Here is a 17,190-nt window from a genome sequence, read left to right as displayed (position 1 = left end):
GGTCGCTCGAGGTCAGAAGGCTGCGTTGTAGAGGAGGCCCGCGAGCGCCCCTCCGATCAGCGGGCCGACGACCGGGACCCAGGAGTAGCCCCAGTCGGAGGTGCCTTTGTTCGGGATGGGCAGGAACGTGTGCACGATGCGCGGGCCCAGGTCGCGCGCCGGGTTGATGGCGTACCCGGTGGGCCCGCCGAGCGAGAGCCCGATGCCGACGACGAGCAGGGACACCAGCAGGACCGAGATGCCCGAGCCGTAGATGCCCTGCTCCCCGGGGACCGGACCGATGCCGATGCCGATGTTCTTGCCGAAGGCGAGGATCGGCAGCACGAGGGCGATGGTCGCGATGACCTCGGTGAGGAGGTTGGCGACCGGGTTCCGGATCTCGGGGATGGTGGAGAAGATGCCGAGGGTCGGTGTCGGCTCGTCCGCCGTCCCCTCCGTGGTGCCCGTCTTGCGGACGTTGGCCTGGAACTGCGCGAGGTAGACCAGGTAGGCGAGGACGGCGCCGAGCATGGCGCCCACCATCTGGCCGAGTAGGTAGACCCACACCTTGTCCCACACGCCGGTGTCGACGGCGACGCCGATGGTGACGGCCGGGTTGAGGTGGCCGCCCGACAGCGGGGCGGCGGTGTAGGCGCCGGCCAGCACGGCGAATCCCCAGCCGAACGCGATGACGATCCAGCCCGACGCCTGTGCTTTCGAGAATCTGAGAGTGACCGCGGCGCAGACTCCCGCGCCGAAGAGGATGAGGATCGCGGTGCCGATGACCTCACCGACGAATATGTCTCCGTTGCTCATGGCGGCTCCTAGGCCCTCGCCCGGGGCGGTCCGCCCCGGTCCACCGTGCAGGGTGCGTTTCCCATGGCTACTTCAGCCGAGGGCAGGGAGGTCCCGCGCCCCGCCCGGCGTCCGTGACGAGCGTGCCGTAGCAGCGGAATCGCCCGTGGGGGGATGGCCCTTCGTGCAGGCGGGAACCCGGACGGTACAGCGCCTGAAGACGCCCGAATGCGGCGATGCCGACTGACACCGGGAAGTGTTCACCGGCACTCAGAGGGCGTCAAGGTCGCCGACCGGAACCGTTCGCGACCGTGTGCGAGCCGGGGCCTGCGAACGGCGGCGCCCGGGCCGGTGCGGCGACCGTTCAGCTCCCGGAGCCGGTACGCCGAGCACGCCGAGTCGTCAACACCCTTGCGTGGAAAGGTGGTTGACGGGAGGAACAAGTCGGTGAGCCTCGGCGCTCCGGCCCCGGCCCCGGACGCCTCACCCCACTTCGGCCGCCCCGCATCCCGCCTGTGCCGCCATGGGGCCCGGGCCGCGGCGCACCTCGTGACCGGGCAGTCCCGCCCGCCCCAGGATCCAGCTCGCGCCCGGCAGGGCCTTCGCCGCCTGCTTGAGCGGTGCGAGGCACGCGGCGGCCTGCCGGTGGTCGGTCACCGCGCCGGGCGCGCACAGCACCGTGGCGAGGGACAGCGTCACCGCCATTCCGCCGGCCGACCAGGGGGCGTCGAGCACCGAGGCGGCCACCTGGTCGAGGCCGCCGGGGTCGGCGAGGACCAGGAAGTCGTCGCCCCCGATGTGCCCCACGCGCGTGGCCTCGGACGCGGCGTGCTGCAACACCCGCCCCACCGCCCGGATCAGCTCGTCCCCGGCCGCGAACCCGGCCCCGTCGTTGACCCGTTTGAAGTGGTCGACGTCCAGCCAGCTCAGCGCGAAGGGCCGCCGGGCCGCGATCCGCCGGTCCACCTCCTCGGTGATCGCGTCCGAACCGGGCAGCCGGGTCAGCGGGTTGAGCCCCGCCGCCTCCTCGACCCGGCTCTCGGCCAGCGCCCGTACGAGGTCGGCGAGACGGACGACGCCCACGCACCGCCCGAGCCGGTCGACGACGGCGACATCGTCGGACGTACGGTCCCGGTCGCCGCCCGCGACCACGTCCAGCACCTCCCACGCCGTCGCGTCGACGCCGACCGTGCGCGGCGGGTCACCGAGCTTGGCGGCGGGCCGGTCGGCGTACAGGGCGTGCCCGTACCGCCCCGACATCGACAGCAGGAACCGCGACCGGTGCACCGAGCGCACGGGCACCCCGGAGGCGTCGACGAGCAGCACCCCGGACACGTCGGGCGAGCCGGTGAGCAGCGCCCGCACGCGTCCCGCCGACGCCGTCGCAGGCAGCAGCGCGGCTGGCCGGACGAACTGCCGTACGGAGGGCCCCGACCGGGGCACGGCCGTCACGGCGGGGGAGACGGGCGGCACGTACACGTCGGCGGCGGGCAGCCGCGCCGGCGGGGCGAACAGCTGTCCCTGCGCGAGCTGCGCACCGGCGGCGACCGCGGCCGCGCACTGCGCCTCCGTCTCCACGCCCTCGACGGACAGCAGCGCTCCCGAGTGCTCGCAGAACGTGCGCATCGCCCGCACCGCCGCCGGGCGGCTCAGCAACGACGCGTCGAGCTTGACGAGTTCGGGATCGAGGTCCGCGAGCAGCCGCAGGGGCACGTCGCCGTCCCCGACGCCGTCCGCGCAGATCCGGAAGCCCTCCGCCCGGAGCCCGGCCACCGCCTCCAGGAGCGCGTGCCGGGGCACGTGCGTGTACGGCGGGCCGATGTCGAGAGTGATCTCCCACGTCATCCGCCCGGCCTGCCGTACGGCCTCGCGCAGGTCGGCCAGGCGCCCGAGATCCGCCAGCGTCCCGGCGAACACGTTGACGTGCAAGGGCAGCAGCGTCTCCTTGCGGGCGGCGGCGCGCACGGCCCACGCGGCCACCCGTCCGTCGAGTTCCGCGTCCCGGCGGGCCTGCGCGAGGACGTCCCCGGCCTCCGGACGCGCGAGTATCTCCAGCGCCGCGACCCCTCCGGTCGTCAGGTTGACCACCGGCTGGAAAGCGAAGCGGAGAGTATCCGTCCAGGAGTGCACGGACAGCATGATGGCGCCGCTCGCGCACGCCGGAACGCGATTCACACGCTGTTCACGCAGCATTCCCGCCCGGTCACACTGCGTACGCACACCCGTCCGGGCGCCGCCGGGTCACCGCACCGCGATCACCGACGAACCATGCCCGAACAGCCCCTGGTTGGCGGTGATGCCGACCCGCGCCCCCGCCACCTGCCGGCCCCCGGCGGCGCCCCGCAGCTGCCAAGTCAGCTCGCACACCTGGGCGATGGCCTGCGCCGGGACGGCCTCCCCGAACGACGCGAGGCCGCCGCTCGCGTTCACCGGTGTCCGTCCGCCGAGCGCCGTCGCGCCCTCCCGCAACAGCTTCGCCGCCTCGCCCTCACCGCACAGCCCCATATCCTCGTACCACTGCAACTCCAGCGCCGTGGACAGGTCGTACACCTCGGCCAGCGACAGGTCCTCGGGCCCGACGCCCGCCTCCTCGTACGCGGCACGGGCGATCGACGCGCGGAAGGTCTCACCGGTCGCGGCCACGGCCGCGGCGGAGTCCGTCGCGATGTCCGGCAGGTCCAACAGGGTGTTGGGATAGCGGGGGGTCACCGTGGACACGGCCCGGATCCGTACGGCCCCGGCCGCGCCGTGCCGCCGGGCGTACTCCGTGCTGGACAGCACCAGGGCCGCGCCGCCGTCCGAGGTCGCACAGATGTCGAGCAGGCGCAGCGGATCCGCCACCACCGCCGAGGCGGCGACCTCCTCGGCCGTGACCCGCTTGCGGTAGCGGGCGTTCGGGTTCAGGGCGCCCGCGGCGGCGTTCTTCACCTTGACCCGCGCGAAGTCCTCGGGCGTGTCCCCGTGCACGGCCATCCGCCGCCGCGCGTACAGCCCGAAGTACGCGGGGTTGGTCGCCCCGAGGATCCGGAAGCGCAGCCAGTCCGGGTCGTCCGGGCGCTCCCCGCCGGCCGGGCGGAAGAAACCCTTGGGTGCCGCGTCCGCGCCGACCACGAGCACGACGTCCGCGAGCCCCGCGAGGATCTGCGCGCGCGCCGTGTCGACGGCCTGCGCCCCGGAGGCACAGGCCGCGTAGACGCTCGTCACCCGGGCCCCCTGCCAGCCCAGCGCTCTGGCGAACGTCGCGCCCGCCACGTACCCGGGATATCCGCCCCGTACGGTGTCGGCGCCCACGATCGAGCCGATGTCCCGCCAGTCCAGGCCGGCGTCGGCCAGTGCGGCCCGGGCGGCCACGGTGCCGTACTCGACGAAGCCCCGGCCCCACTTGCCCCACGGGTGCATGCCCGCGCCGAGTACCGCGACCTCGCCGGTCATGCCGTCACCCCCGGCCCGCCGGACACGCCTCGATCCGCCGTCCCGGCCTCCTTCACCGGCCGCCAGTGCCAGGTCGTCCAGGTCGTCCCCGCGTCCTCGTTCAGCACGCCGGGGACGAGTTCCACCTCCATGCCCACCGCGAGGTCGGCGACGGTGACCCCGTCAGGCGCCGGTCCGAGCACGACGATGCGCTCGGCCTCCAGTTCCGCGGCGATCAACGTGCGGGGCTGCCAGGGGAGTTCGGGGTCGGACACGTAGGGCGCAGGCGGCCGGTAGCGGCTGTCCGTGTACGACCAGACGCGACCGCGCCGGGACAGCGGCGTCTCGGTCAGGTCGCCCCCGCCGCAGCCGGGATTGCGGCAACAGACGTCCTCGCGGGGGAAGAAGACGCTGGCGCACGCCGAGCAGCGCGTGCCGAGCAGGCGGAAACCGTCCTCGTCCTCTTCCTGGGTGAACCAGCCGGCCACCACCGGTGTGCGGGTACGCGGCAAGGGTCCTCCAGAGAACGGGATCTGACGGGACGTCAGAAGTGTGTCACGGGTGCCGCCGATTGGGCAGGGCGGCCGCGGAGAACCGGACACCCCGGCGCGCGGAGGTCCACAGCCACGGGGTGTCGCGGCATCCTCGGACGTGCGACGCGTCGGGCTCCAGATCCCCCGAGGCGCGCGGACCGTATGCGATCCCTTCCCAGACGGAACCCCGGCCTGATAGACGCAAGGGTCATGACACGACTCTCCACCGCGCTGCGGGGCCTGGTGACCACACTCGCGGCCCTGCTGTCCGTGACCGCCGCCTCCGCCACCGCCCGCGCCGAACCGGGACCGAGGGCGCCCGAGGACTTCGTGGCCCTCAGGTCCGTCGACCCTACGATCCTCCAAGACATGCGGTACTTCACGCCGCACAACTTCGTGGGCGAGCGCGTCGACGGATACCGTCAGCCGCTCTGCATCCTGACCCGGCCCGCCGCCGAGGCACTGCACAAGGCGCAGACGAAGCTGCTGCGGCGCGGCTACAGCCTCAAGGTCTACGACTGCTACCGCCCGCAGCGAGCGGTGGACCATTTCGTGCGCTGGGCCGAGGACCTCGACGACCAGCGGATGAAGGCGGAGTTCTATCCGCGGGTCGACAAGACCCGCCTGTTCGAGGACGGTTACATCGCCGAGAAGTCCGGGCACAGCCGCGGCTCCACCACCGACCTCACCATCGTCCGGCTGCCGGCCCGCCCGACGCGCCCCTACGTCCCCGGGCAGCCCCTTCTGCCCTGCTACGCGCCCCAGAAGGAGCGCTTCCCCGACAACTCCGTGGACATGGGCACGGGTTACGACTGCTTCGACACCCTCGCGCACACCCTGGACCCGCGCGTCCAGGGCGAACAGCGCGCCAACAGGCTGCTTCTGAAGAGCACCCTCGAAGGCCTCGGTTTCGTCAACCTCGCCGAGGAGTGGTGGCACTACACGTACAAGCCGGAGCCCTACCCGGACACCTACTTCGACTTCCCGGTGTCCCGGAAGTCGCTGAACCCGTCCCACTGAGCCGAGAGTCCGAAGGCGCTCCGGACACCTCCCCGACGGGGCTCCCGACTTGATCGGATACAGTCCGCGCGTGTCCGTAACCCACCACCCGCCGACGGCCCGCCCCGCGCCGGACTCCCACTGTTCGAGCTGCGGAGCGCCCTACGGGGAGGGCGTCTCCGGCTGGCCCCGCACCTGCGCCGCGTGCGCCACGGTCGCCTACCGCAACCCACTTCCCGTCGCGGTGGCCCTGCAGCCCGTCTACGACACCCAGGGCGCCGCCCTGGTGGTCATCACCCGGACGATCGCCCCCGCGCGCGGAGGCATCGCCCTGCCCGGCGGCTTCGTCGACCACCGTGAGGACTGGCGGCACGCCGTCGTGCGGGAACTCCAGGAGGAGACGGGCATCGAGGCGGCGAGCCGCGAAGTGCGGCTCATCGACGCGATGAGCTCTCCCGACGGGCACCTGCTGCTCTTCGGGCTCCTCCCCGAACGCCCCGCCGCCGGACTCCCCGAGTCCGCCGCCACGGACGAGACGGAGGGCTGGCACCTGCTGCGCAGGCCGACCGAACTCGCCTTCCCCCTGCACACGCTGGCCGTCCGGGCCTGGTTCGACGGCCGCTACATCTGAGCGACGCCCCGGGCCGCCGAGCCCGGGGCATGCCATACGTCCGCGGCCCCGCCGCCGCTCAGCCGGCCCCGAGCCCGCGCAGCCGCACCCGGTGGAGCGGCTCGCCCGGGCCGCCGTCGGACTCCCGCTCGACCACCAGCCGCCGCCCCTCCCAGCGCGTCACATAGCGCTCGATCTCCGGCTCGTCCCACCCGTCCCCGGCGTCGGCCACCACCAGCCCGCCCCCGGTGCGGCCCCGCGCGGGCGCCCACACCTCCAGCTCCAGAACCCCGTCGTCGCCCCGCACTGGCACCACGGCACCCGCGCGCGCGAGCACCGGAATCCGTGACAGGGGGGCGTCGACCAGCACCTGGGCGGGCCCCTCGTACGCCCTTCCCGTCACGGTGTCGTACCAGCGCCCGCGCGGCAGCCGCACCGCACGCCGGTCCGCCCCCGGACCGAGCACCGGAGCCACCAGCAGACAGTCACCGAGCAGGAAGGCGTCCTCGCAGTCGCGCAGCGCCCGGTCCTCGGCCGCACCCCACCACAGAGGACGCACGTAGGGCGCCCCCGTACGGCGGGCGAGGTGCGCCAGTGTCATGAAGTACGGCAGCAGGCGGCGCCGTTCGGCGAGCGCCACACGCGCGTGGGCCAGCACGTCGTCACCGAACTCCCAGGGCTCCCGGCGGCCCGCCCGGGGCCCGGCGTGCGTACGGAACAGCGGGAGGTAGGCGCCCAGTTGGAACCACCGCAGGTACAGCTCCGGTGACGGGCGTCCGTCGGACCCGCCCACGTCGGCTCCCGAGTAGGGCACCCCGCTGAGCCCGAGGCCCATCACCAGCGACAGCGACGCCCGCAGCCCCGGCCAGCCCGTCGCCACACCGCCCGACCAGGCACCACCGTAGCGCTGCATCCCGGCCCATCCGGAACGCGAGAGCACGAACGGCCGCTCCCCGGGCGCCAGTTCGCGCAGCCCCTCGTACCCGGCCCGCGCCATGCCCAGCGCGTACACGTTGTGCGCCTCGCGATGGTCCCCGCCGGTGCCCTCCAGGAAGTGCCGGGCCGAACGCGGCAGGGTGTTCTCCCCGAACGCCGCGAACGACGTCGGCTCGTTCATGTCGTGCCGGAACCCGGCGAACCCCTGCGCCAGCCGCTCCTCGTAGAGCCGTCCCCACCACCGCCGCACCCGCGGGTCTGTGAAGTCCGGGAACACGGACCGGCCGGGCCGGGCCGGTGCCTCGACCGGCTTCCCGCCGCCGTCGCGCAGGAAGACGTCCTCGGCCGCCCCGCTGTCGTGGACGGCGACGCCCGGCGCCGCGGCGACCGCCGGGTCCACGACCGAGATCAGCCGGATCCCGTCGCGCCGCAGTTCGTCGGCGAGCACCGGCAGCTTGGGGAACCGCTCCCGGTCCACCGTGAACACCCGGCGCGCCTCGTGGTGGTCGACATCGAGGTGGACCGCCCCGAGCGGCAGGTCGCGCTCCTGGTAGCCCCCGACGATCCGCCGCACCTCCTGCTCGCCGCCGAAGTCCGACCGCCCGTGGTGGTGCCCGAGCGCCCAGGCCGGCGGCAGCGCGGGCGCCCCGGTGAGCGCGGACCAGGCGTGCAGCACGCGCGCGGGGGTGCCCACCAGGACCCAGCAGCGCAGCGGCCCGCCCTCCATCCGGAGCCGGCACGTGCCGAGCCGGTCGTGCCCGGAACCGGCGCCCTCCTCGCCCTCCCCGAGCGTCACCGCGCCATCCCACGGGTTGTCGTGGAACACGAGATGGGTGCCCGCGTCGGACACCACCAGCTGCACCGGCATGGTGATGTGCAGCGGGTCGTCGCCCGGCACGAGGGCGCGCCCAGGATCCGTGTTCCACAGCCGGTAGGTGCCGTCGCGCAGCCGCGCCCCGGCGGCGCGCCCGCCCAGGCCGAAGAACCGCGCGTCCGCCGCCACCTCAGAGCGCTGCATCCAGCGCGCCGCGCCCCCCTCGGCCGACTCCCACCAGCGGGGCGGCAGATCACGGCGCAGCGTCACCCCGCCGGGCGTACGCACCTCGATCGCCCCGTGCCGCGACACGGCGACGGTGAGGCGCTCGGCCACGATCCGCCACCCCCCGTCCTTGTCGGGCTCCAGCACGGCCCGGGGGTCCGGTTCGGGGCAGCCGCCCGACAGGGCGTGCGACGGCAGGGGCCCGGCCCCGTCCCAGCCCCAGAACAGCGACCCGTTCGCCGCCACGCTGACCTGGAGCTCCGAGCGCGTGAACTTGATGACGCCGCCCCCGGGGCCCGGCTCGACGCCGAGCACAGGGCCGGGCACCCGCGCCCGCTCGGCCCCCCGCCGCGGCAGACCGGCGGCGTCCGTACGCCTCCTGCGCCACGCGGCCCGCACGGTGCGCAACCCTTGAGTGGCACCCCCCGAGCCGACCGATATCACCGAACGCACCAGGTCACGACCGTCCATGCTGTTCAGCCTGCCATTCACGAGGCCCCGGAGGAGGGCCGTTCAACTGCCGTTCACCCGTGGTGTGGGCACATCTTCACGACACCGACTATGTGCGGCGCACCCTGGTGCGGAAGTCGATCACATGGCATCGTCCGTGTCAGCCGCGTGACGCGCACACCCCTGCCCGTGCGCGACCGACGCACACGACGCGCACAGTCCGGGAGCCGCCCCATGTCCTCAGCGAACGCCTCGCCGCTCTGGCAGCCCGACCGGGAACGGATCGACCGGGCACAGGTCACCAGGTTCCAGTCCTGGGCGGCCGAACACCACGGAGCCCCGGCCTCGGGCGGCTACGCGGCGCTGCACCGCTGGTCCGTCGACGAGCTGGACACGTTCTGGAAAGCCGTCACCGAGTGGTTCGACGTACGGTTCTCCACCCCCTGCACGCGCGTACTCGGCGACCGCTCGATGCCCGGCGCCGAGTGGTTCCCCGGGGCCACCCTGAACTACGCCGAGCACGCCCTGCGCGCGGCGGGGACCCGCGCGGACGAGCCCGCCCTGCTGTACGTCGACGAGACCCACGAGCCGAGCCCCGTGACCTGGGCGGAGCTACGCCGCCAGGTCGCTTCCCTGACAGCCGAGCTGCGCTCCCTCGGGGTGCGCCCCGGGGACCGGATCAGCGGCTACCTCCCGAACATCCCGCAGGCCGTGGTGGCGCTGCTCGCCACGGCCGCCGTGGGCGGCGTGTGGACCTCGTGCGCCCCGGACTTCGGCGCCCGCAGCGTCCTGGACCGCTTCCAGCAGGTCGAGCCGGTCGTACTGTTCACCGTCGACGGCTACCGCTACGGCGGCAAGGAGCACGACCGCCGCGACACCGTCGCCGAGCTGCGCCGCGAACTGCCCACCCTGCGCGCCGTCGTGCACATCCCGCTGCTGGGCACCGAGGCCCCCGAGGGCGCCCTGGAGTGGTCGGCGCTGACCGCCGCCGACGTGGAGCCCGTCTTCGAGCAGGTCCCCTTCGACCACCCGCTGTGGGTCCTGTACTCCTCGGGCACGACCGGCCTACCGAAGGCGATCGTCCAGTCCCAGGGCGGCATCCTCGTCGAGCACCTCAAGCAGCTCGGCCTGCACTGCGACCTGGGACCGGAGGACCGCTTCTTCTGGTATACGTCCACCGGCTGGATGATGTGGAACTTCCTCGTCTCCGGCCTGCTCACGGGCACCACGATCGTCCTGTACGACGGCAGCCCCGGGTACCCGGACACAGGAGCCCAGTGGCGTATCGCCGAGCGCACGGGAGCCACCCTCTACGGCACCTCGGCGGCCTACGTCATGGCCTGCCGCAAGGCGGGCGTCCACCCCTCCCGGGACTTCGACCTCTCGCGCGTCCAGTGCGTGGCCACCACGGGCTCGCCGCTGCCTCCCGACGGGTTCCGCTGGCTGCACGACGAGGTCCGCGACGACCTGTGGATCGCCTCGGTCAGCGGCGGCACGGACGTGTGCTCGTGCTTCGCGGGCGCCGTGCCCACCCTCCCGGTCCACATCGGCGAACTCCAGGCGCCCGGCCTCGGCACGGACCTCCAGTCCTGGGACCCGGCCGGCAAGCCCGTGATCGACGAGGTCGGCGAGCTCGTGGTCACCAACCCCATGCCGTCGATGCCCGTCCGCTTCTGGAACGACCCCGACGGCAGCCGCTACCACGGCAGCTACTTCGACACGTATCCCGGGGTGTGGCGCCACGGCGACTGGATCACCGTCACCTCGCGCGGCTCCGTCGTCATCCACGGCCGCTCCGACTCCACGTTGAACCGCCAGGGCGTGCGCATGGGGTCCGCCGACATCTACGAGGCCGTCGAACGGATCCCGGAGATCAAGGAATCGCTCGTCATCGGCGTCGAACAGCCCGACGGCGGCTACTGGATGCCGCTCTTCGTGCACCTCGCGCCCGGCGCCGTGCTCGACGACGCCCTGCTGGACCGCATCAGGCGCACGATCCGCGAGCAGCTCTCGCCACGGCACGTGCCCGACGAGGTGATCGAGGTCCCCGGCGTCCCGCACACCCTCACGGGCAAGCGCATCGAGGTCCCGGTCAAGCGCCTCCTCCAGGGCGCCTCCCTGGAGAAGGCCGTCAACGTCGGGTCCGTGGACGACGTCGAACTCCTGCGCTTCTACGAGGACCTGGCCCGCAAGCGCTCCTGATCAACCCCCGTAGGTGGCCTCGGACTCGCCGAGCACGGCGGCGAAGTCCGAGGCCAGCCGCAGCGCGTCGGCCGGCTCCAGATCCGCGACCGAGATCCGCACACCCGGCCCGGACGCCAGCCGGAACCGCGCCCCCGCCGCGACCCACCAGCCGTGCGAGCGCAGCCCGTTGACGACGGCGGACTCGTCCCGCACGGGCACCCACACGTTCATCCCGCTCACTCCGCGGGCCTCGACGCCGTGCCGGGCGAGTTCGCCGACGAGCGCGCTCCGGCGCTGCCCGTAGCTCTCCCCGGCACGCGCCACCGACGCGCGCGTGGCCTCGTCCGCCAGCAGGCCGTGGACGGTCTCCTGCAGCAGATGGCTGACCCAGCCCGAGGTCAGCAGCAGCCGGCCGTCGTGCCGGGCCAGGGTCGTCGGATCGCAGGCCGCCGCGGCCCACCGCAGGTCCGTCCCCAGGAACTTGCTCACCGTCCGCACGTGCACCCAGCGCGCCAGACCGCCGGACGTCAGCGTGTGCAGCGGGGCGCCCGCCACGGCGGACGCGTGGTCGTTCTCCACGACCAGCACCTCGGGCCGCTCCCGCAGCACCGCGACCAGCGCGTCACGGCGCGCCACGGAGAAGCAGCCGCCGTACGGGTTCTGCGCCCGTGGACTGCACACCACCGCGCGCACACCCGCCCGCACCGCGGCGCGCAACGCGTCGGGGCGGATCCCTTGGTCGTCCACCGCCACCGGCACCGTACGCAGGTCCAGCGCCGTGACCAGGTCCAGCAGGTGGTGGTAGCCGGGGTCCTCCATCGCGACGGCGTCGCCCGGCCGCAGCTCCACGGACAGCAGCCGCCCGATCAGGTCCAGCGCGCCGTGCGCGAAGGTCACGCCCTCGGTGGGCACGCCGTCCGGAGCCAGCCACGCGCGGACCGCCTGCTCCAGCTGCGCCAGCCGGGGCGTGCCACGGTGCGACCGCGCCCCGGGGGAGAGGCGCGAGGGCGGCACCAGGCTGGGCAGGAACGCGGGGTCCGGATGCCCGCCGGCCAGGTCGCGCACGCCGGGTGGCACCTTGGGCGGCCGCCGCGAGGCGACCGTGGGCGCGGCGGCGACGACGGTCCCGCCGCGCCCACGTGTCACCACGATCCCGCGTCGGCGCAGCTCCTGATAGGCCGTCGCGACCGTCCCCGGGCTCACCCCGAGTCCGTCGGCGAGACGCCGCACCGGCGGCAGGGCGTCCCCGGGGTTCAACGCCCCTTCGGCCACGCCGCGTTCGACGGACGCGGCAATTCCCTTGGCTGTCGTACCAGCGATCCCATATTGTGTTGCCACGTTACCAAGTATGTATCAATACATAACTGGAAGCAAGGGGGAGCAGTGAGTCCGACACGCCGCGCGGCCGGATGGGCGACACGCATACCGGGAGGCCCCGACGGCCGGAGAATGCTCTGGATCGCGCTCGTCGACCGGATCGGCAGCGGCCTGTGGGCCTCCGTCTCCGTCCTGTACTTCACCTATGTCACCGGCCTCTCCGTCGCCGAGGTCGGCACCCTCGTCGCCGTCTCCGGAGCCATCGGCATCGCCGGCGCACCGCTCGGCGGCCGCATCGCCGACCGCCTGCCGCTCACCCATGTCCTGATCGCCCTGCAACTCCTGCGCGCCGCCGCCTCCCTCGCCCTGCTGACCACCGACGACTACGTGCTCCTGCTGGTGTTCTCGGCGGCCGGCAGCCTCGGCGACCGGGCCGCCAACGTCCTCACCAAGCTCTACGCGGCACGCGTGGCGGGCCCCGACCGCGTCCGCTACCAGGCCGTGAACCGCACGGTCGCCAACGCGGGCTGGGCCGTGGGCGGCCTGGTCGCGGCGGCGGCCCTCGCCGTCGGCACCACGGCGGCCTACCGGTGGCTCCTCGTGGGCGACGCCCTCTCCTTCGCCGTCGTCGCACTCCTCACCCGCCGCTGCGGCGAGCCGCCGTCCCCGTCGCGCACCGTCGCCGCCTCCGGAAAACCCGTCCCGACGACGGCGAGGACGACCGGCCCCTGGCGGGACCGCACCTACCTGGCCTACGTCGCCACCGAAACCGTCCTCTTCCTCGACGACGCGGTGTTCAAGGTCGGCCTGCCCCTGTGGATCGCCCACGGCAGCGACGCACCGCACGGCCTCGCACCCCTGCTCATGGTCCTCAACAACGTCATGGTCGTGGCCCTCCAGGTCCCCCTGGCCAGATTCGGCGCCACCACCGCGGCCGCCCGCGCCCTGCTCCTCCCGCTCTCCGCCGTCTTCGCCCTCGGCGGCGTCCTGATGGCCCTCTCCAGCACCGGCGGAACCGTGACCGCGACCCTGACTCTCACCGCCGCGGCCGTCGCCTTCACCGTCGCCGAGATGATGCACGCGACCGTCTCCTGGGACCTGTCCGTCGCCCTCGCCCCCGACACCGCACAGGGCAGCTACCTCGGCGTCCACGGGCTCGCCCAGTCCGTCCAGCGCAGCCTCGGGCCACTCGCCGTGACCGCGGCCATCGCCACCGGCCCCGCCGGATGGACCGTCTTCGGCGCGGTCATCGCCCTGACCTGCGGATTCCAGCACCGCCTGGTCCGCGACCGGCTCCGAGAGCAGCCGTTGTCAGTGCCCCCGATTACTGTGAGTGAGCATTGATCGACCGTGCACAGGGGGAACCATGCCGCACACCCGACACCAGACCATGCGACGCGTGCTGCGCCGCGAGATCGCCGGCACCATCGGCCTGCTCACCGACGAAGAGGACTTCGCCGCGATGCGGCGCTACCGCACCTTCACCTTCGACGACCACCGGACCTACCTCCAGCAGGTCGAAGCCCTGCTCAGGACACTCGCCGCCCAGGGCGGCCACACCACCGTCGCCCTCTTCGACCCGGAGGAGTACGCCGCGTTCTGCTCCGACACCGGCCTCGACCCCGACGCCCCGGCCAGCCGCACCCGCTTCACAGCCGAGCTCGCCGCGACGGGCCCCGCCCTCCCGTACGAGGGCCAGCCCCTCGCCGACCTGGTCCCGGACCTCGTCGACGAGGCCGTACGACAGGCGACCTGGGAGTACGCGACCACCGTCCTGGCCGGCATCGGCGACTGCGCGTCCTGCGGCGAGGACATCGGACAGGCCGCCTTCGCCCGGGCCACCCACCTGCTCACCCGCATCCTCGACACCGCGGGCCCCGGCGAGCGCCACCTGGTGTGCAGCGTCTCCACCACGCCGGAGTCGCTCATGGCCGTCCTCCACGCCGAGGCCACCGAGGACGCCGCCGGCCTGGACGAGAGCGAGGCCCTGGAGTTCGCCACGGTCCTGGCCCTCGGCATCGCCACCCAGGCCCCGGGCGGACTCGTCATGCGCACCAGCGCTCCCGGCACCACCGACCGGATCTACGGCTGGCGCCTGCGCGGCGAAGGACTGGTACCGCTGACGGCCGCCGAGGTCTTCGACGCCTACTGCACCGACATCGACTCCGGAGACCTCGTCTCCCCGGAGTCCGGCGTCGACTACTGCGTACCACCCGACCTGGGGGAGGAGGAACCCGGCAGGGGGCACAGGCACTGAACGCGCGAGGGGCGCCCCACCCGCGGGTGGAGCGCCCCTCGCCCACAGCCGATCACTCGGAATGCGGCCCTACTCGCCCGACAGCACCGCCTGAGCCGCGTTCCGCGCCTCCTCGGCGGTGTCCGCGGCCCGGGCGGCGGCGGCCGCCCGCTCGCACTGCGCGAGCGTGTACTTCGCCAGCGTCGACCGCACATAGGGAATGGACGCCGCCCCCATCGACAGGGAGGTCACCCCGAGACCCGTCAGCACACAGGCCAGCAGCGGGTCCGACGCGGCCTCGCCGCAGACACCGCAGCTCTTGCCCTCGGCCCTGGCCGCCTCGGCGGACAGCGCCACCAGGTCCAGCAGCGCGGGCTGCCACGGGTCCTGCAGCCGGGACACCGCACCCACCTGCCGGTCGGCCGCGAAGGTGTACTGCGCGAGGTCGTTGGTCCCGAGCGACAGGAACTCGACCTCCTGCAGGATCGAGCGCGCCCGCAGCGCGGCCGACGGGATCTCGACCATCGCGCCGAACTTGGCCCGCAGCCCGGCCTCGCGGCACGCGTCGGCGAACGCCTTCGCGTCGATGCGGTCCGCCACCATCGGCGCCATGACCTCGAGATGGACCGGCAGACCCTCGGAAGCCTTGGCGAGCGCGGTCAGCTGGGTGCGCAGCACGTCGGGGTGGTCGAGCAGCGAGCGCAGTCCCCGCACACCCAGCGCGGGGTTGGGCTCGTCCGCCGGGGTCAGGAAGTCGAGCGGCTTGTCCGCGCCGGCGTCGAGCACCCGCACGACCACACGGCCCTCGGGGAACGCCTCCAGCACCTGGCGGTAGGCCTCCACCTGCTTCTCCTCGGACGGCGCGTTCTCGCTGTCGTCCAGGAAGAGGAACTCGGTACGGAACAGGCCGACGCCCTCGGCACCCGCCTCGACCGCGGCCGGCACGTCAGCGGGACCGCCGACGTTCGCGAGCAGCGGCACCTTGTGCCCGTCGGAGGTGGCGCCGGGGCCCGTCGACGCGGACAGCGCCGCCCTGCGCTCGGCCGCCGCGGCCTCCAGCTGCGCCTTCTTCTCGGCGCTCGGCTCCACGAAGATCTCACCGGTGCTGCCGTCCACGGCGACGACCGTGCCCTCGGCGAGCTCGCCCGCACCGGGAAGGGCCACCACGGCCGGCACACCGAGCGCCCGCGCCAGGATCGCGCTGTGGCTGGTGGGACCGCCCTCCTCGGTGACGAAACCGAGGACGAGCGTCGGGTCGAGCAGCGCGGTGTCCGCCGGCGCGAGGTCACGCGCGATGAGGACGTACGGCTCGTCGCTGTCCGGGACACCCGGCATGGGCACCCCGAGCAGCCGGGCGACGATACGGTTCCGTACGTCGTCCAGGTCGGCCACCCGCCCGGCGAGGTACTCACCGGCACCGGCGAGCAGCGCACGGTAGGAGGCGAACGCGTCGTAGACGCCGCGCTCAGCGGTGCTGCCGACGGCGATACGCCGTTCCACGTCCGCCATCAGCTCGGGGTCCTGGGCCATCATGGCCTGCGCCTCGAGCACCGCCTGCGCCTCGCCGCCGGCCAGGTTGCCGCGTGCCGTCAGATCGGCCGCCACAGCTTCCACGGCCTTGCGGGCGCGCCCCTGTTCGCGCTCCGCGTCCTCCGCGGGAATCTGCTTGGCAGGCGGTTCGAGGACCGCCGTTCCCATGTGCCGAACCTCGCCGATCGCCACACCGTGGCTCACGCCGACGCCTCGCAGCATTGTCTCCATCTCACCCGTCTCCGATAGTGCGGCGAGCCCCGCCGCCGCGGTGGTTGTCCTGTCGCCGCCCGGGGACGGCACTGCCGTCACTGCCAGCCGAAGAGGCTGTCGCCGGCCTTCACGTCGCCGTCCTCGCGGAGCTCGGAGAGGGACTCGGCCGTCGCCTCCAGTGCCACGACCGGGCACACCGGGGACTTGCCGGCGGCCTCGACGGCGGCGGGGTTCCAGCGGATCACGGACTGGCCGCGGGTCACGGTGTCGCCCTTGTTGACGAGCAGGTCGAAGCCCTCGCCGTTGAGCTGCACGGTGTCGATGCCGAGGTGGGTGAGGACGCCGTGGCCCTCACCGTCCACCACGACGAAGGCGTGCGGGTGGAGCGAGACGATGACTCCGTCCACGGGCGATACCGCCTCGGAGGGCTCACGCACGGGGTCGATGGCCGTGCCGGGGCCGACCATGGCTCCGGAGAAGACGGGGTCCGGCACTGCGGCGAGCCCGATGGCGCGACCTGCAAGAGGGGACGTCACGGTGGTCATGGGAAGCCTCCCAGGGGTGGAGATCCAAATGAGCCGTCACTCCCTGTATCGGACGGCGCACTGTTCAGCAGCGTATGTCAGATGAACTGCCGGTTCCGCACGATAGCTCCCGAGTAGAGGTCTAGACCACCTCTCCAACGGATTTGCACCCACTCGGGGGCCGGAGGTACAGTCGTAGACCTGCTTGGGGCTGAGCGATGCGGCAACGCGTCCTTGCCCGGCAGCACCCAAACTTGTCAGATCCTATCTCGGGATCCGTTCCCCATGTCCGGGGGCCGGTGGTCAGGGAGACGGAAAATCACTGATAGAGTTTGCAACGCAAGACCGAAGGGAAGCGCCCGGAGGAAAGCCCGAGAGGGTGAGTACAAAGGAAGCGTCCGTTCCTTGAGAACTCAACAGCGTGCCAAAAATCA

The 17,190-nt window shown here is 73.2% G+C and carries 13 protein-coding genes; 5 read left to right on the top strand and 8 right to left on the bottom strand.

Annotated elements, in window-relative coordinates:
• Positions 1-12: 12 nt before the first annotated feature.
• The 4 genes from ACZ4VA_RS14540 to ACZ4VA_RS14525 all read right to left on the bottom strand — a co-directional run bounded on the left by ACZ4VA_RS14540 (position 13) and on the right by ACZ4VA_RS14525 (position 4,676).
• Positions 13-795, bottom strand: coding sequence for an MIP/aquaporin family protein (locus ACZ4VA_RS14540; protein WP_389392055.1), 783 nt, complete (start codon positions 793-795; stop codon positions 13-15).
• Between the two features lie 462 nt (positions 796-1,257).
• The gene (locus tag ACZ4VA_RS14535; protein ID WP_468081517.1) at positions 1,258-2,904 is read right to left on the bottom strand and encodes an EAL domain-containing protein; all 1,647 of its coding nucleotides are present in this window, start codon (positions 2,902-2,904) and stop codon (positions 1,258-1,260) included.
• Between the two features lie 111 nt (positions 2,905-3,015).
• The gene (locus ACZ4VA_RS14530; protein WP_389392057.1) at positions 3,016-4,206 is read right to left on the bottom strand and encodes a lipid-transfer protein; all 1,191 of its coding nucleotides are present in this window, start codon (positions 4,204-4,206) and stop codon (positions 3,016-3,018) included.
• Entirely contained in the window at positions 4,203-4,676 is a 474-nt protein-coding gene (locus tag ACZ4VA_RS14525; protein WP_468081825.1) for a Zn-ribbon domain-containing OB-fold protein, read from the bottom strand. The genes ACZ4VA_RS14530 and ACZ4VA_RS14525 overlap by 4 nt, the downstream gene beginning before the upstream one ends.
• Before the next feature lie 252 nt (positions 4,677-4,928).
• Here ACZ4VA_RS14525 and ACZ4VA_RS14520 point away from each other — a divergent pair, with 252 nt between their 5' ends.
• Complete coding sequence (locus ACZ4VA_RS14520; RefSeq protein WP_389392058.1) at positions 4,929-5,738, top strand: M15 family metallopeptidase; 810 nt, start codon at positions 4,929-4,931, stop codon at positions 5,736-5,738.
• 70 nt (positions 5,739-5,808) lie between these two features.
• Complete coding sequence (locus ACZ4VA_RS14515; protein WP_452923965.1) at positions 5,809-6,348, top strand: NUDIX domain-containing protein; 540 nt, start codon at positions 5,809-5,811, stop codon at positions 6,346-6,348.
• 58 nt (positions 6,349-6,406) lie between these two features.
• Here the strand turns inward: ACZ4VA_RS14515 and ACZ4VA_RS14510 are convergent, their stop codons facing one another.
• Positions 6,407-8,773 carry a glycoside hydrolase family 31 protein gene (locus ACZ4VA_RS14510; protein ID WP_356166368.1) on the bottom strand — a complete coding sequence of 789 codons (2,367 nt, stop codon included), beginning with the start codon at positions 8,771-8,773 and terminating at the stop codon, positions 6,407-6,409.
• 213 nt (positions 8,774-8,986) lie between these two features.
• Here ACZ4VA_RS14510 and ACZ4VA_RS14505 point away from each other — a divergent pair, with 213 nt between their 5' ends.
• Positions 8,987-10,954, top strand: coding sequence for an acetoacetate--CoA ligase (locus ACZ4VA_RS14505; protein ID WP_468081513.1), 1,968 nt, complete (start codon positions 8,987-8,989; stop codon positions 10,952-10,954).
• Here the strand turns inward: ACZ4VA_RS14505 and ACZ4VA_RS14500 are convergent, their stop codons facing one another.
• Positions 10,955-12,274 (bottom strand): aminotransferase class I/II-fold pyridoxal phosphate-dependent enzyme, encoded by a 1,320-nt coding sequence (locus tag ACZ4VA_RS14500; RefSeq protein ID WP_468081511.1) that lies wholly within the window; start codon positions 12,272-12,274, stop codon positions 10,955-10,957. It lies immediately after the preceding gene.
• A gap of 111 nt (positions 12,275-12,385) precedes the next feature.
• On the opposite strand from ACZ4VA_RS14500, the gene ACZ4VA_RS14495 reads away from it, so the two are divergent.
• Positions 12,386-13,597 (top strand): MFS transporter, encoded by a 1,212-nt coding sequence (locus ACZ4VA_RS14495; protein WP_388906822.1) that lies wholly within the window; start codon positions 12,386-12,388, stop codon positions 13,595-13,597.
• Positions 13,598-13,619: 22 nt separating this feature from the next.
• On the top strand, positions 13,620-14,510 hold the full coding sequence (locus ACZ4VA_RS14490; RefSeq protein WP_355790508.1) for a hypothetical protein: 891 nt from the start codon (positions 13,620-13,622) through the stop codon (positions 14,508-14,510).
• Positions 14,511-14,579: 69 nt separating this feature from the next.
• Here ACZ4VA_RS14490 and ptsP read toward each other — a convergent pair whose 3' ends face one another.
• Positions 14,580-16,250, bottom strand: coding sequence for a phosphoenolpyruvate--protein phosphotransferase (gene ptsP, locus ACZ4VA_RS14485; protein WP_355790505.1), 1,671 nt, complete (start codon positions 16,248-16,250; stop codon positions 14,580-14,582).
• 77 nt (positions 16,251-16,327) lie between these two features.
• Positions 16,328-16,777, bottom strand: a complete 450-nt coding sequence (locus ACZ4VA_RS14480) for a PTS sugar transporter subunit IIA (protein ID WP_355790503.1) — start codon at positions 16,775-16,777, stop codon at positions 16,328-16,330.
• Positions 16,778-17,190: the final 413 nt, after the last annotated feature.

It is taken from the genome of Streptomyces sp. NPDC028308, from assembly GCF_055565855.1.
Note: the sequence above shows the minus strand (reverse complement) of the source record. Positions and strands in the feature narration are given on the sequence as shown.